The 14,273-nt window shown below is 72.0% G+C and carries 14 protein-coding genes; 8 read left to right on the forward strand and 6 right to left on the reverse strand.

Features of this window, described 5'->3' with window-relative positions:
* The first annotated feature begins 44 nt into the window (after positions 1-44).
* Positions 45-935 (forward strand): NAD-dependent epimerase/dehydratase family protein, encoded by an 891-nt coding sequence (locus tag JOL79_RS21490; protein ID WP_210157673.1) that lies wholly within the window; start codon positions 45-47, stop codon positions 933-935.
* On the opposite strand, the gene JOL79_RS21495 is transcribed toward JOL79_RS21490, so the two are convergent.
* Complete coding sequence (locus tag JOL79_RS21495) at positions 817-1,503, reverse strand: TetR/AcrR family transcriptional regulator C-terminal domain-containing protein (RefSeq protein WP_210157674.1); 687 nt, start codon at positions 1,501-1,503, stop codon at positions 817-819. The two genes, JOL79_RS21490 and JOL79_RS21495, sit on opposite strands and share 119 nt — an antisense overlap.
* A gap of 69 nt (positions 1,504-1,572) precedes the next feature.
* On the opposite strand from JOL79_RS21495, the gene JOL79_RS21500 reads away from it, so the two are divergent.
* Together JOL79_RS21500 and JOL79_RS21505 are read left to right on the forward strand one after the other, a co-directional pair.
* Positions 1,573-2,808 (forward strand): beta-ketoacyl-[acyl-carrier-protein] synthase family protein, encoded by a 1,236-nt coding sequence (locus JOL79_RS21500; protein ID WP_210157675.1) that lies wholly within the window; start codon positions 1,573-1,575, stop codon positions 2,806-2,808.
* Between the two features lie 8 nt (positions 2,809-2,816).
* A complete protein-coding gene (locus tag JOL79_RS21505; RefSeq protein ID WP_210157676.1) occupies positions 2,817-3,797 on the forward strand; it encodes a lytic transglycosylase domain-containing protein in 981 nt (326 codons plus the stop codon).
* 6 nt (positions 3,798-3,803) lie between these two features.
* Here JOL79_RS21505 and JOL79_RS21510 read toward each other — a convergent pair whose 3' ends face one another.
* On the reverse strand, positions 3,804-5,048 hold the full coding sequence (locus tag JOL79_RS21510; protein ID WP_230985225.1) for an MFS transporter: 1,245 nt from the start codon (positions 5,046-5,048) through the stop codon (positions 3,804-3,806).
* Between the two features lie 255 nt (positions 5,049-5,303).
* Here JOL79_RS21510 and nhaA point away from each other — a divergent pair, with 255 nt between their 5' ends.
* Positions 5,304-7,193, forward strand: a complete 1,890-nt coding sequence (gene nhaA / locus JOL79_RS21515; RefSeq protein WP_210157678.1) for a Na+/H+ antiporter NhaA — start codon at positions 5,304-5,306, stop codon at positions 7,191-7,193.
* Between the two features lie 14 nt (positions 7,194-7,207).
* On the opposite strand, the gene JOL79_RS21520 is transcribed toward nhaA, so the two are convergent.
* Complete coding sequence (locus JOL79_RS21520; protein WP_210157679.1) at positions 7,208-7,714, reverse strand: MarR family winged helix-turn-helix transcriptional regulator; 507 nt, start codon at positions 7,712-7,714, stop codon at positions 7,208-7,210.
* An 84-nt stretch (positions 7,715-7,798) separates the two neighbouring features.
* Here JOL79_RS21520 and JOL79_RS21525 point away from each other — a divergent pair, with 84 nt between their 5' ends.
* Positions 7,799-9,403, forward strand: coding sequence for an FAD-dependent monooxygenase (locus JOL79_RS21525; protein WP_210157680.1), 1,605 nt, complete (start codon positions 7,799-7,801; stop codon positions 9,401-9,403).
* A gap of 18 nt (positions 9,404-9,421) precedes the next feature.
* Here the strand turns inward: JOL79_RS21525 and JOL79_RS21530 are convergent, their stop codons facing one another.
* The 3 genes from JOL79_RS21530 to JOL79_RS21540 form a co-directional block, all read right to left on the reverse strand.
* The gene (locus tag JOL79_RS21530; protein ID WP_210157681.1) at positions 9,422-10,216 is read right to left on the reverse strand and encodes an SAM-dependent methyltransferase; all 795 of its coding nucleotides are present in this window, start codon (positions 10,214-10,216) and stop codon (positions 9,422-9,424) included.
* Between the two features lie 111 nt (positions 10,217-10,327).
* Positions 10,328-11,002 carry a response regulator gene (locus JOL79_RS21535; RefSeq protein ID WP_210157682.1) on the reverse strand — a complete coding sequence of 225 codons (675 nt, stop codon included), beginning with the start codon at positions 11,000-11,002 and terminating at the stop codon, positions 10,328-10,330.
* Positions 10,999-11,853: a sensor histidine kinase gene (locus JOL79_RS21540; RefSeq protein ID WP_210157683.1), complete on the reverse strand. Its 855-nt coding sequence runs from the start codon at positions 11,851-11,853 to the stop codon at positions 10,999-11,001. The genes JOL79_RS21535 and JOL79_RS21540 overlap by 4 nt, the downstream gene beginning before the upstream one ends.
* A gap of 132 nt (positions 11,854-11,985) precedes the next feature.
* Between JOL79_RS21540 and JOL79_RS21545 the strand changes: the two genes are divergently transcribed.
* From JOL79_RS21545 to JOL79_RS21555, 3 genes are read left to right on the forward strand one after another with little or no spacing between them, the layout of a single operon-like run.
* A complete protein-coding gene (locus tag JOL79_RS21545) occupies positions 11,986-12,690 on the forward strand; it encodes an ABC transporter ATP-binding protein (protein ID WP_210157684.1) in 705 nt (234 codons plus the stop codon).
* On the forward strand, positions 12,687-13,451 hold the full coding sequence (locus JOL79_RS21550) for an ABC transporter permease (protein WP_210157685.1): 765 nt from the start codon (positions 12,687-12,689) through the stop codon (positions 13,449-13,451). Before JOL79_RS21545 ends, JOL79_RS21550 begins: the two co-directional genes overlap by 4 nt.
* Complete coding sequence (locus JOL79_RS21555) at positions 13,448-14,215, forward strand: hypothetical protein (protein WP_210157686.1); 768 nt, start codon at positions 13,448-13,450, stop codon at positions 14,213-14,215. The genes JOL79_RS21550 and JOL79_RS21555 overlap by 4 nt, the downstream gene beginning before the upstream one ends.
* Positions 14,216-14,273 lie beyond the last annotated feature (58 nt).

A 14,273-nucleotide genomic window follows, 5' to 3' on the forward strand; every position in this document is an offset into this window, starting at 1 on the left:
GGATCCGCCGATCACACCGTTCACACCTGATGGAAGGAACAGTCATGCGAATCTTCATCACCGGGGCGAGTGGCTACGTCGGCGGTGTCGTCGCCGAGCACCTCGTCCGAGCGGGCCACGAGGTGGCCGCCCTGGCCCGCTCCGATCAGGCCCGCGAGCGCGTCGAGGGGCTGGGCGCGGTGGCCGTGCCCGGCGGCCTCCTCGACCTCGACGCGCTGCGGGCCGGCGCCGCCGTGGCCGAGGCCGTGGTCCACACCGCCGTCGACTACGGCGATCCCCGGATGGGGGACGTCGAGCGCGACGCTCTGGAGGCGATGCTGGGCGGGCTGAACGACGGGGGCGCGTTCATCTACACCAGCACCGGGCTCGTCTATCCCGACACGGGGGGCGTCACCGTGGACGAGGATCACCCCGTCGCCCCCGAGTCGTCGCCGCAGCCCTTCAAGATCCTCGGCGAGCGGCGGGTGCTTGAGGCGGACCGGCTGGCGGGCATGGTGGTCCGGGCGTCCCTGGTGTACGGCCGGGAGCGGTCGGGTCTCCTGCGGTCGTTCGTCGACAACGGACGGAGCACCGGCACCGTCCCCTACATCGGGGAGGGCGCCAACGCGTGGTCGTCCGTGCACATCGACGACCTCGCCGCGCTGTATGTGGCGATGCTGGAGCGCCCGGTGGCCGGAGCCGTCGTCAACGCGGCCTCCGGCCGTACCACGCCGATGCGGGAGATCGCCGAGGCCGCGGCCGAGCTCACGGGCGCCCGGGCCGTGTCGCTCACGTTCGAGCAGGCGGTGGCGGCCATGGGCCCGATGGCCGGGGTGCTCACCCGTTCGGCGCCGCTGGACTCGTCCCGGGCCGGGCGGCTCTTCGGCTGGCGCCCGACGGCTCACGGCCTGCTTGAGGAGCTGGCGTCCGGCCTTCCCGCACCGGCCGCGTCCTGACGGTGAGCACCCCGGCGAGATCGACGTCGGCGGATCGGCCGCCGAAACCGGACTCCGAGATCAGCCGGGCGCCCAGGACGGCGCTCCAGAAGGTGCGCGCCTCGACGTCCGCGGGCCGGTCGATGACCCAGTCGTGGCGGTCGAGCACCGCGGTGAGATACCGCTCGGCCTGGCGGAACAGCAGCGTGAGGTTCTGCTGGGCGAGCGGCTGCAGCTCCGTGCGGTAGCGGGCGAGGGCCATCGCCTGGACGGCCACGGGCACCGCGGGCAGGGCGAGCGCGGCTCGCGCCAGGGCTGCCCGGAACGTCGCGGGCGTGCGCTGGCGGCGGCCCACCGGTTCCAGCCGTTCCGCGTCGCGCAGCAGCATCAGGAACGCCGCCTGGACGAACAACGCGTCCTTCGACCCGAAGTAGTAGGTGACCTGATTGGGGTGGGCGCCGGCCGCCGCGGCGATCTCGGCCACGCTGACGGCGCCGAACCCGCGCTCGGCGAAGAGCGCCACGGCCCGGTCGAGGAGCTGCGCGCGGGTGCGCCGGCCGCGGCTGCGGGGCGGCTCGGCGGTGGACACCCGATATTTGTATGGGATACAACTATGCCGCAGCAAGCCCAGTTCGACGCCTCACCAGTGGAGACCAGCATGAGCACACACGACGTCGTGATCACCGGAATGGGCGCGACCACGCCGCTCGGTGGCGACGTCGAATCGCTCTGGGAGGGCCTGCTCGCGGGGCGGTCGGGCGTCCGCCGGATCGACGACCTGATGGAGCCCTACCCCCACGCCGCCGCGCTGCCGACGAAGATCGGCGCCACCATGGCCGTCTCCCCCGACCAGGTGCTCTCCCGGGTGCAGGCCCGGCGGATGGACCGCTGCCAGCAGGCCGCCCTGGTCGCCGCCCAGCAGGCGTGGGCCGAGGCCGGCCGTCCCGAGGTCGAGCCGACACGCCTGGCCGCGGTCGTCGGCACGGGCGTCGGCGGCGTCGGCACGCTGCTCGGCCAGGACGACCTGCTGGAGGAGAGAGGGCCGGCCAAGGTCTCGCCCCTGGCCGTTCCCATGCTGATGCCGAACGGGCCCGCCGCCTGGGTCAGCCTGGAGTTCGGCGCGCGCGCGGGCGTCTACACGCCGGTCTCCGCGTGCGCGTCGGGAGCCGAGGCCCTCGCTCTGGCCGCCCGGCTCATCCGGGCCGGTGAGGCCGACGTCGTCGTCGCGGGCGGCGCGGAGGCCGCCATCACGCCGCTGACCGTCGCCGCGTTCGGCCAGGCGCGCACGCTCTCGAAGCGCAACGACGAGCCGGAGCGCGCCTCCCGCCCGTTCGACGTGAGCCGCGACGGCTTCGTGCTCGGCGAGGGCGCGGGAGTCGTCGTCCTGGAGCGCGCCGACTTCGCGGCCGCGCGGGGCGCGCGTCCGCTCGCGCGCCTGGCGGGATACGGGGTGACGTCCGACGGCTACCACATCACCGGGCCCGACCCGTCCGGCGCCGGTCAGATGCGGGCCATGCTCACGGCGGTCTCGACGGCGGGGCTTCAGCCCGGCGACGTCGACCACGTCAACTGTCACGCGACGTCGACCGTGGTCGGCGACGTCGGCGAGGCCACCGCGATCGCCCGGGCCCTCGGCGGCGACGTGGTGCTCACCGCGCCGAAGTCGAGCATCGGCCACCTGGTCGGCGCGGCCGGCGCGGTCGAGTCGATCATCACGATCCTGTCGATCCGGAACGGCCTCATCCCGCACACGCTCAACCTGGAGGAGAAGGCCCCGGAGGTCGAGCTCGACGTGGTCTCCGGCGAGCCCCGGAAGGGTGACGTCCGGGCGGCGCTGTGCAACTCGTTCGGGTTCGGCGGGCAGAACGTCTCCCTCCTCTTCACCGCGGCCTGACGCGGGCCATGCCGGTGCTCGGGGCCACCGGGGCGGGACGCCGTCGACGACGCGGGCGGAGGCTCGCCGCCGCGCTCACCGCTATGGGCGTGTTCTCCGCGGGCTGCGGCGACGCGCGGGGTGCGATCACCCCGCCGCCCGCCGCGCCGCTCGCTTCTTCTTCGTCTGCTCCTCCGGCCGTCTCGGGGCGAGCCCGGCCGGCCGCACCCGGGGCCACACCCACGGCTGAGTCCGCCCCGGCCGCGGGCGCCGCCGTCCCCACGGACCCGGCGCGGCTGGCCGACGCCCTCGTGAACACGGAGGGGCTGCTCCGGAGCGCGATCGACGGCTGGACCGACAAGAACGAGCCCGCCCCCGAGCCGGTGGTGCTGGCCGCCCTGTACGAGCAGCGCGTCTACCGCTACCTGGCCCGCAACCCCAAGGTCGCGTCACGCACCTTCGACCGGCTGCCCAAGCCGCTGGCCGGGCGGGCCCGCGACAACGTGACGGCCGTGCGCGGCCTGCTCTCCCTCGCCCATCCCGTCGGCGTCCCGGTGAAGATCAAGATCGCCACGGCCGAGCCCGCCGACGTCCTGCTCGCCGACATCCGCCGGGCCGAGCGCCGGTTCGGCGTCGACTGGCAGGTGCTGGCGGCCGTGATGTTCGTCGAGACCAAGTTCGGCCGGGTCAGATCGCCGAGCTACACGGGGGCCCGGGGTCCGATGCAGTTCATGCCCGGCACCTGGAAGGCGTACGGCATGGGCGGGGACATCGACGACACCAGGGACGCGCTGCTCGCCGCGGCCAACTACCTGCGGGCGTCGGGCGCGCCGCGCGACTACCGCAGGGCGCTGTACGCCTACAACCACTCGCAGGCGTACGTCGACGCGGTGCTGCTGCACGCACGCCAGATGAGGCAGGACGTCCGGAACTACTACGCCTACTACAACTGGCAGGTGTTCGTGATCACCACCCGGGGTGAACGCCGCCTGACCGGACCCTCTTCGTGAGGGCACTCACTCGGCGGCGAGCTCGGGGTGCGGCTGCCGGATCGGCGTGAAGAACGCGACGAGCGTGATGAGCAGGCAGCACACGCCGGCCAGCAGGCTGACCGGCAGCACGCCGTACCGCTGGGCGCCCCAGGTGAGCACGGCGGCGCCGGCGGGGCCGAGCGAGTAGTGGATCGTCCAGAAGGCCGAGGTCACCCGGCCAAGCAGATGATCGGGAGTGACCTGCTGGCGTAGCGACATCGACGAGATGCCGGCCACGGTGACGCAGGCCATGTAGACGGCCGCGGCGACGGCGACGATCGGGAAGGAGTCGGTCGCGCCTATCGCGGCGACGGCCGTCCCGCTCACCGCGATCGCGGCCATCCACGACGTGCCGAACCCCGCGCCGCGCCGCAGGGGAGCCACGAGCAGCGACCCGGCGACCGTGCCGACGGCCGCGACCCCCAGGATCAGCCCGACGGAGCCGTCGGGCCGGCCGAGGTCGTGTTTGACGTGATAAATCAGCACGTCGGTCATCCCGAGCGTGAGGAAGATGAAGAACGACAGCAGCACGGTCAGGGCGCGCAGCACCGGCTGCCGCCACAGGAACCGGGCTCCGGCCAGCAGTTCCCGCCAGGCCGTCCCGGGCTCCGGCCGCGCGCCGGAGGCCCGCCTGAACCTGATCAGGCACAGACCCGCTGCGGAGACCGCGAAACTCGCCGCGTTGACGGAGATCGCGGCCGTCGGGCCCCACCAGCCGGCGACCACGCCGGCCAGCGGCGGACCGGCGACCTGAGTCATGGCCGCCGTGGCCGACAGCCGGCCGTTGGCCTCCGTGATGCGGTCGCCGTCCACCAGTCCCGGCACCGCCGTGACGTACGCGACCTGGAATACCATGCCGACGGCCTCGCACACCGGCAGCACCACGTACAGCAGCCAGATCCGCGGGCCGAAGTGCCAGGCGACGGGCACCAGCCCGTACAGGACCATCCTGGCCAGGTCGCAGCAGATCATCACGGTCCGCCGGTCGAGCCGGTCGACGATCAGGCCGGCGAAGACGCCCGCGCCCACGGACGCGGCGCTCGCCAGGCCGGTGAGCAGGCCCATCTGCGCGACCGACCCGGTGACATGCAGGACGAGCAGTGGCACGGCGATGAGGGCGAACGCGTCACCCGCCACCGAGAGGGTCTGCGCCGACCAGAAGACCGTGAAGTCGCGGTCGCGCCACAGGGGACGTGGTCGGCGCGAATCATCCCTCGAATCATCCTCCATCACCGGCCCATGGTGCCGTAGGCGGCTGGTCGCGAGACACCGGTTTTCGGTCAGAGGCCGCCTTTCCGGTCGGTACGGGTGACCGGGCCGAGGTGGCCGCCGCCGCCCGCGGGGACGTGGCGAACGGGACCTGATCGACTGGCCCATGCCGGTCCCGCCTGCGATGCTGGATCGGGAAGAGCCGCGTGCCGACGATCATCCGAGGTGAGCGGCCCACCCGGGAATGCCGAGACGGGAAGCGATGTCAGGGGAGAAGTGACCGAATCACGGGAGCCCACGACGGTGTTCGCCGGAACGACCACGGGGGTGCGACGCTTCGAGACGCCGTTGCGTGAGTTTCTCCGCACCGAGACCGGCAGCGCCGCCATCCTGCTCGCGGCCACCCTGGCCGCCATCGCCTGGGCCAACATCGATCTCCACTCGTACGAGCGGCTGTGGGACACGCGGCTGTCGATCAGTCTCGGCGACCGCGGCGTCTCCCTGGATCTGCGCCACTGGGTCAACAGCGGTCTGATGACGTTCTTCTTCCTCGTGGTGGGGATGGAGGCGCGGCGCGAGTTCGACATGGGGGAGTTGCGCGACCGCCGCAGGCTGCTGCTGCCCGTCGTGGCCGGAGTCGCCGGCATGCTCGTGCCCATCGTGATCTATCTGCTGGTCAACGCCGGCCGGCCCTCGATCCACGGCTGGGGCGCCGCCATGTCGACCGACACGGCCTTCGCCCTCGGCATGCTCGCGCTCGTCGCCGCCCGCTTCCCGGCCCGCGCCCACACGTACATGCTGACCGTCACCGTCGTGGACGACCTGGTGGCGCTGGGCGTGATCGCCGTCTTCTACAGCGAGCACTTCAACCCTCCGGCGCTGCTTGTCGCGATCGTCGTCTTCGCCGCCATGGTGGTGGTCAAGCGGGCCGGGGTGCGCCACGGCCTCGTCTACGTGGTGTTCGGCGTGGCGGCCTGGGTGGCGCTGCTCCTCTCCGGAGTCGAGCCCGTCGTGGTCGGCCTGGCCTTCGGCCTGCTGACCTACGCCTCGCCGGCGTCGCGGGACGCCCTGGAGCGGGCCTCGGACCTGTTCCGGCTGTTCCGCGAGCAGCCGACGGCCCAGCTCGCCCGGTCGGCCAGCGCCGGGGTGGCCAAGGCGATCTCGCCCAACCACCGGCTCCTGCAGCTCTATCACCCCTGGACCAGCTACCTCATCGTGCCGCTGTTCGCCCTGTCGAACGCCGGCATCCCCATCAACGGGGAGTTCCTCGGCCGGGCGTTCACCTCGCCAATCACGCTCGGCATCATGATCGCTTACGTGCTGGGCAAGCCGATCGGCATCGTCGGGTCGAGCTGGCTGGTGACCCGGTTCAGCGGCGGCCGGGTGCGGCCGCCCGTGGGCTGGGCCGCCGTGACCGGCGGCGGCACGATCGCCGGCATCGGGTTCACCGTCTCCCTGCTGATCGCCACGCTCGCCTTCACCGGCTCCCAGCTGGAGGAGGCCAAGTTCGGCATCCTCGCCGCGGCGCTGTGCGCCTCGCTTCTGACCTGGATCGTGGGCCGGGTCACGGCCATGCTGCCGCCCAAGGTCAAGGCGCGCGCCCTGCTGGGCACCGCCGAGAGCATCATCGACCTCGCCGTACCGGTCGAGCCCGAGCGCGATCACCTGCGCGGTCCGCAGGAGGCGCCGGTCACCATCGTGGAGTACGGCGACTTCGAGTGCCCCTACTGCGGTCAGGCCGAGCCCGTCGTGCGGGAACTGCTGGCCGGCTTCAGCGAGATCAGGTACGTCTGGCGGCACCTCCCGCTGCACGACGTCCACCCGTCGGCGCAGCTCGCCGCCGAGGCGTCGGAGGCGGCGGCGGAGCAGGGGGCGTTCTGGGAGATGCACGACACCCTCCTCGACCACCAGGGCGAACTGATGGTGCCCCACCTGCTGGCGTACGCGGAGGACCTGGGGCTGGACGTCGGGCGGTTCCGGCAGGACCTCGACACCCACATCGGCGCCGCCCGCATCGCCGAGGACATCAACTCCGCCGACCTGAGCGGGGTGTCGGGCACGCCCACGTTCTTCATCAACGGGCGGCGTCACCACGGCGCGTACGACATCGACACGCTCTCCGCCGCGGTGCGGGCCGCGGGCGCGCGGGCGGCCTTCCTGTCGTAGCCGCGGCCCGGCCCCTACGTTTCGCCAGCGCGATCGGGTGACGCGGGGCGGTCGTCGAGGTCGCGGGCCAGGGCCGGAGCGAAGTCGCGCGCCTTGGCGTTGAGCCGGCGGACGAAGTCCACGAGGAGTTCGAGCTGGTCGTCGGCGTAGTCGTCGAGGACCTCGGAGAAGGCGGCCCCGACCCGCTCGAAGATCTCGGCCAGCGCCCTCTCGTGGCGTCCGGTCGACCGTACGAGCACCCTGCGGCGGTCGGCGGAGTCACGATGGCGCTCCACGAATCCGTTGCGTTCGAGCCGGTCGAGGACGGCGGTGATCGCCGAGGTGCTCATGCCGGTCAGTTCGGCGAGCCGCCCGGCGGTCGGCTCGGGCTCGTGCCGGGCGATGTCGAGGCACTTCAGGTCGGTGGGCCCGAGCCCGAAGTGTTCGGCGATCGCCTGGTGCATGATGACCGCCCGGCTGGAGTTGTCCCGCATCTCCTCCGACAGCGCCCGCAGCAACTCGTCCCTTCGCTCCGTTGACATGGCTCCTCAAACGCGTACTATCTCGAATTAGTTCGATGCTTCGAAACTTCCGACCTGTCGAACATATCATGGAGGGTGCGAGAGATGACGGAAGCGACGACACCGGTCCTGGTCGTGGGAGCGGGCCTCGCGGGGCTTTCGACGGCGATGTTCCTCGGGGTCCACGGGGTGGCCTCGGTGGTCGTGGAGCGCCACCCCGGCCTGTCCGTCCAGCCGAAGGCGCGCGGGCAGATGCCGGCGACCATGGAGGCGCTCGCGAGCGCGGGCGTCGCGGAACGGTTCAGGGGGGCGGCCCCGCCCGGCCGCGAAGAGATGATCATCGTCATAGCGGAGACGGTGTCCGGCCCGGTCATGAAGGACTTCGTCCAGGGCATGCCCGACTTCTCGGCGTTCTCGCCGATGCCGATGGCCCACGCCAGCCAGGAGCGGGCGGAGCGGATCATGGCCGAGCGGGCGGTGGAGGTGGGCGCCGACATCAGATTCTCCACCGAGCTGGAGTCGTTCCGCCAGGACGGCGAGCGGGTCGTCGCCGTGCTCCGCGACGTGACGACGGGCCGGCGGACCACGCTGACCGCCGGCTATCTCGTCGCCGCCGACGGTCACAAGGGCGGGATCAGGGACGCCGCCGGCGTCGGGGTGCACGGCCAGCGTTCCCGTGGTCAGGGCCGGACGATGTTCGCCCAGTTCGAGGCCGACCTCGACGTGGCGCTCGACGGAGCCGCGTTCGGGCTCTTCTACCTGCGCAACCCCGCGCTGCCGAGCGGGTTCGCGACCGTAGTCACCACCGATCACCCCGGACGCTACGTCATCGCCGTCGGCTTCCCCCAGGACGAGGAGCCCGGCCGGGGACGGCTGGCGGAGGTGATCCGAATCGCGACGGGCCTGCCCGGCCTGGACGTCAGAGTCGTCGACGCGGCCTGGACGTCGTCGGGCGACCACATCACGCGGGTCGCCGACACCTTCAGGTCCGGACGGGTCCTGCTGGCCGGCGACGCCGCGCACCTGATGCCGCCGACGGGCGGCCAGGGCGGGAACACGGCCGTCCTCGACGGCTACCACCTCGCCTGGAAGCTGGCCGCGGTGCTGTCGGGCACGGCCGGCCCCGGCCTGCTGGACAGCCATGACGCGGAGCGGCGGCCGTTCGCCGACGCGCTCGCCGAGCAGCAGTACGCCAACCTGGTCGAGCGGCAGGCCCCGCACCTGCGCGACGGCACCGAGGCGGAGATCATCGACCCGATGGCCGGGCTGTTCGGCTACGTCTGTCCCGCTGGCGCGTTCGTCCCCGAACAGACCGGCGACCGGCCCGGCCCGCTGTTCGAGGACCCGGCCGCCCCGTCGGGACTGCCGGGGTCCCGGGCCCCGCACGTACGGCTGTCGCGGGCCGGAACGCCCATGTCCCCCCGCGACCTGTTCGGGCCGGGCTTCGCGCTGCTCACGACCTCGGCGGCCTGGGCCGGCACCGTCGAGCGGGCCGGGCGGGCGCTGGGCGTCGGCCTCGACCTCCACGTGATCGGCGACGGCCTGATCGACGTCGACGGCCGGTTCCTGTCCGCGTACGGCGTCACGGAGACCGGCGCGACGCTCGTCCGGCCGGACGGCGTCATCGCCTGGCGGTCACGCGGACCGGCCGCGCCCGCCGCCCTTGAGGACGCGCTGCGGCACGTCCTCGACCGCGTCCGGCCATCCTGACCGGGGGCCGGAGCTCCGTCACGGCTTGCGGCCCACGCCGCAGACCGCGTACACGTTCTCGGCAGACCCGGAGACGTCCGGCCGCCACCGCCCGCTGGGCACCACGCCGGGCTCGACCAGTTCGAGCCCCTCGAAGAAGGACGCGATCTGCTCGGCCGAGCGCAGGTGATAGGAGCTCGCCGAGTTGGCGTTGTAGACGGCGATGGCCTCGCGGAGGCTCTCGTCGGTGTCCGTGCCGTCGCTCAGCGCCAGGTAGCTGCCCGGCGGCAGGGCCGTGAGCAGGCGGCTCACGATCGTGCCCGGCTCGTCGGAGTCGGGGATCTGCCCGAGGATGCCCAGCATCATCAGCGCGATCGGACGGTCGAAGTCGAGGGTCCGCCGGGCGCCGTCCAGGATCTTCTCCGGGTCGCGCACGTCGGCCTCGATGTAGTCGGTCCGGCCCTCCGGCGTGCTGGTGAGCAGGGCCTGGGCGTGCACGAGCACGAGCGGGTCGTTGTCGACGTACACCACCCGCGACTCGGGGGCGAGCCGCTGGGCGACCTCGTGGGTGTTGTCGGCCGTCGGCAGGCCGGTGCCGATGTCGAGGAACTGGCGGATGCCCGCCTCGGCCGCGAGGAACCGCACCGCTCTGGTCAGGAACCGGCGCTGTGTCCGGGCGACCCGGGCGATCCCCGGAAACATCTGCAGGATCATGTCGCCCGCCTCGCGGTCGGCGGCGAAGTTGTCCTTGCCTTCGAGGAGGTAGTTCCACACCCGCGCGGAGTGCGCCGAGTCGGTGTCGAGAGACGGGGGAGAGGCGGGCTGGTCCGTCACGGGTCGTGCCTCCCGTTGAGGGGTCGTGCTGACGGCCGCAGCTTAACGGCTGCGGCGGCCCAAGATCACCCCGGCGCGAGGTTCCGGCCGGATATTCGGGGGCGGGCGGATTCAGCGCGCCGGCTGGACGAGGTCGCTCTCGTAGGCCGCGATGACGAGGTGCGCGCGGTCGCGTGCCTGCAGTTTGCTCAGCAGGCTGCCGATGTGCGTCTTGACGGTCTTGATCGAGATTACGAGTCTCGACGCGATTTCGTCGTTGGAGAGCCCGCGACCGACCAGGGTGAGGACCTCGGTCTCCCGTTTGGTGAGAGCGTCCAGGCTCGCGGGCTTCGCGCCTGTGGGCTGGGCGAGATAGACCTCGATGAGGCGGGTGAGAACCCTGGGGGCGAACAGCGATTCGCCGTGATGGGTCCGGCGGATCGCGTCGAGGAGCCTGTCGGGGTGGGAGTCCTTGAGGAGGAATCCGCTGGCGCCCGCCTGGAGGGCGGCGCGGACATACTCGTCGAGCTCGAACATCGTGAGAACGATGACCTTCACGGATTCGGTGGCCGCGTCCGCGGTGATGTGGCGGGTCGCGGTGATCCCATCGGTGCCCGGCATCCGGATGTCCATGAGCACGACGTCGGGCCGCAGTTCGGCGCTGAGCCTGATCGCCTCGTGGCCGGTGCCCGCCTCGCCGACGACGGTCATGTCAGGGTTGGCGTTGATGACGGCGGCGAGGCTGTGGCGCAGCAACGGCTGGTCGTCGGCGATGACGACGCGAATCCGGGTTCGGGGGTCGTTCATGACGTTCGTGCCTCGGGAATGCGGGCCGTGACGCGGAATCCGTGTTCGGCGTGCCCGGCGTGAAAGGTCCCGCCGATCGCGGTGATGCGTTCCCTGAGGCCCTCGATCCCATGTCCGGCTCCCGGATGAGGGGTCCATCCGTCGACGGGGCCCTCGTCCCGGACGCTCGTGACGATCCAGTCGCCGTCGCGGCGGATGTGCACGTTCGCGCTGGTGGGCCCGGCGTGCCGAGCGGTGTTCGTGAGGGCCTCACGTACGACGGAGCAGACCGCGAGTTGTGCCCCGGAGCTGATGTCGTCGACGTCGCCGAGCCGGAGAGTCACGGTCGGGCCCGCCCTCTCGGCATCGTCGATGATGGCCGGCAGGTCGTGCAGCGATTCCGCGGGCCGCAGCGGCGCGGCCAGATCAGTCGAGTCCCGCAGCACGTTGAGCATGCGGCGTAGCTCCGTCGTGGTCTGCCGCCCGATGCGCTCGATATCCGACAGCGCCGCGGAGCCGTCGTCTTCCGCGCCGGGATAACGTGCCGTGCTGGCCCGAACGGTGATCAGGCCGAGGCCGTGGGAGACGATGTCGTGCAACTCGCGGGCGATTCGCAGTCGTTCGGCCTGCGCCGCGCGTTCCCCGGCCCACGCCGTCAGCCGCGCTTCGTACGCGATCCGCTGGCGGCGTGCGCGGAACAGCGCCCACACGGTGACCGTGAACGCCAGGGCGGCGATGAGGACCGGGACGACGAGCGCCGCGGTGCCTCCGCCGCCTATCGCCAGAAGGACGAGCAGAAGGACGACGTGAACGGCGACGGCCGGTGGCCAGACTCGCCGCCCGCGATCCGGAAGCGCTTCGTCTACCCCCATCCCCCGAGTTTAGGGACTCGCCCGTGAACGAGACATCGGTCCAGGGTCCGAGAGACCCGGGTCCGAGCCGCCGCGACCGGTCCCGCCTTGAGCCCGATGACCGGAGATCGTGCCCCGAGCTCAGATGTGACCGTGATTACGATCGACGACCTCGTCAAGCGGCGAGGCTCCAGAGAGATCCTGTCCGGCATCAGCTTTCAGGCCCGCCCTGGAAGAGTGACCGGGTTCCTCGGCCCCAACGGGGCGGGCAAGAGCTCCACGCTGCGCATACTGCTGGGCCTTGATCGGGCGACCTCCGGCACGGCGCTCATCGGTTCTGTCCCGTTCGCACGGCTTCCTGACCCGCTCGCCACGGTCGGGGCCATGCTGGACGGCTCCGGGGCGCATCGGGCCCGGACGGGCCGGGCGCACCTGCGGTGGGTGGCCCGCTCCGCGGGACTGCCGCGTAGGCGCGTCGACGAGGTGCTTGAGGTCGTCGGACTCACGAACGCCGCGTCGAAGCGGATCGGCGGTTACTCACTGGGCATGGGCCGCCGTCTCGCGCTGGCGACGGCGCTCCTCGGAGACCCGGAGATCCTGATCCTGGACGAGCCGGTGAACGGGCTGGACCCGGACGGCATCCGATGGATCAGGACCTTCCTTCGCGAACGCGCCGCGTCCGGCCGAACCGTGCTGCTCTCCAGCCACCTGATGGGAGAGCTGGCGGAAACGGTCGACGACGTCGTGATCATCAAGGAGGGCAGGGTCGTGGCGGACGGCACCCTCGAAGAGGTCACCGGTTCACACGGCACCCTTGAGGACGCCTTCTTCGCCCTCACCACCGGTGGCGCACCGTGAGGGCGCTCGCGGCCGAGGTCGCGAAGCTCGTCTCGCTGCCGTCGGTGTGGATCGCTACGGCGGCCGGGGTGCTCGTGCCGAGCGGGATCGCCGCGATCAACGCCTCCGCCGCCCGTGGCGCGATCACGCGCGGCGCCAGGGCGACCGCCGGGGCCGACCTCGGCTACCAGGAGCTGGCTTTCGGCGTGGTCGGAGTGATCATCCTCGGCGTCGTCGCCATCAGCAGTGAATACGTCACCGAGAGCGCGGAGTCCGGCGGCGGGCGTCAGATCACCACCAGCCTGACCGCCGTCCCCTCGCGGCTCCGGTTCCTGCTGGCGAAGGCATCCGCTGTCGCGATCGCCGGCGCGTCGCTCGCGATCGTCGCGGGGGCGGCCACCATGAGCGCCGTCCGGGTGGTGCTCGGCGAGCACGCCCCACCACTGGGAACGGACGATGTCCCCCGGCTGGCCGGTGTCGTCTGCTACTGGGTGTGCGCCGCGCTGCTCGCCTTCGCGATCACCGTGCTCACCCGCCACGGGGTCGTTCCGCTCGCGGTGCTCATCGCGAACACCTCGGTCGTCAGCGTCACCTACCTGCTGACCAAGATCACGCCGCTGGCTAACTACCTGCCCGACTTGGCCGGGGCCCACATGTTCGTCCGGACGTTCGCCGGCGGCACCGTCGAGATCAGCCCGCTCACCGGCGGTCTGGTGATGACCGCCTGGACGACGGCGCTGCTCACGGTCGCGGCCGTCGCGTTCACGCGGAGGGACGCGTGACCGCGGTGACCCCGCCGGTGACCCGCTCCCATGGCCGGGAGGCGGCCCGGGCGCTCGCGGCCGAACTGTCGAAACTCGTCTCTCTACCGGCGACCTGGCTCACGCTCGGAGGCACTCTCGCGGCGAATCCGATCCTCGCGATCGCGTTCACGAACGCCGCCCGCCACGGCCCGACCGGCCCCAGGAGTGCTCCGGACGTCGGACTGACGTCGATCGCCTACGTGCAGGCCGGTTTCGTCGTCCTGGGCGTTCTGGCCGCCTGCTCCGAGTATGAGGGCGGGCAGATCCGCACCACGCTGACCGCGATGCCGCGCCGCTCCCTCCAGTTCGCCGCCAAGCACCTGGCGGTGGCGATCGTCGCGCTTCCCGCGGCGGCGATCACGGCCGCGTCCGGAGTCGTGCTCGCGGCCGGCGCGCTCGGCGGCACCGCCGCGCCCACGACCGCGGGTCACGTCGTGAGGACGTTGAGCGGGGCGGCCGCGTATCTCGCGCTCTGGACGTTGATCGGCGTGGCCGTCGGCGCCCTGGTGCGTCAGACTCTCCCGGCGGTCGTCGCCGTGCTGGGGTATCTCTTCATCGCCGGACCTCTCCTGCGCGCCCAGGCATCCGCGGCGAGATATCTCCCGGACAGCGCCGGATCCGCCATGTGGTCTTCCGTCGACGGGGGCGCGGTCGCACCGGCGCGGGGTGCGCTGCTGGTCAGCGCCTGGACCATCGGTCTGATCGCCGTCGCCCTGCTCGGCTATCGCCGGCGGGACAACTGAGAAACATGGGATCGGTGAGGGTTTTGCGAGCCGTGCCGTCCGCGCGAACATCACGGCT

It is taken from the genome of Microbispora oryzae (assembly GCF_017896165.1).
Classification (GTDB): Bacteria; Actinomycetota; Actinomycetes; order Streptosporangiales; family Streptosporangiaceae; genus Microbispora; species Microbispora oryzae.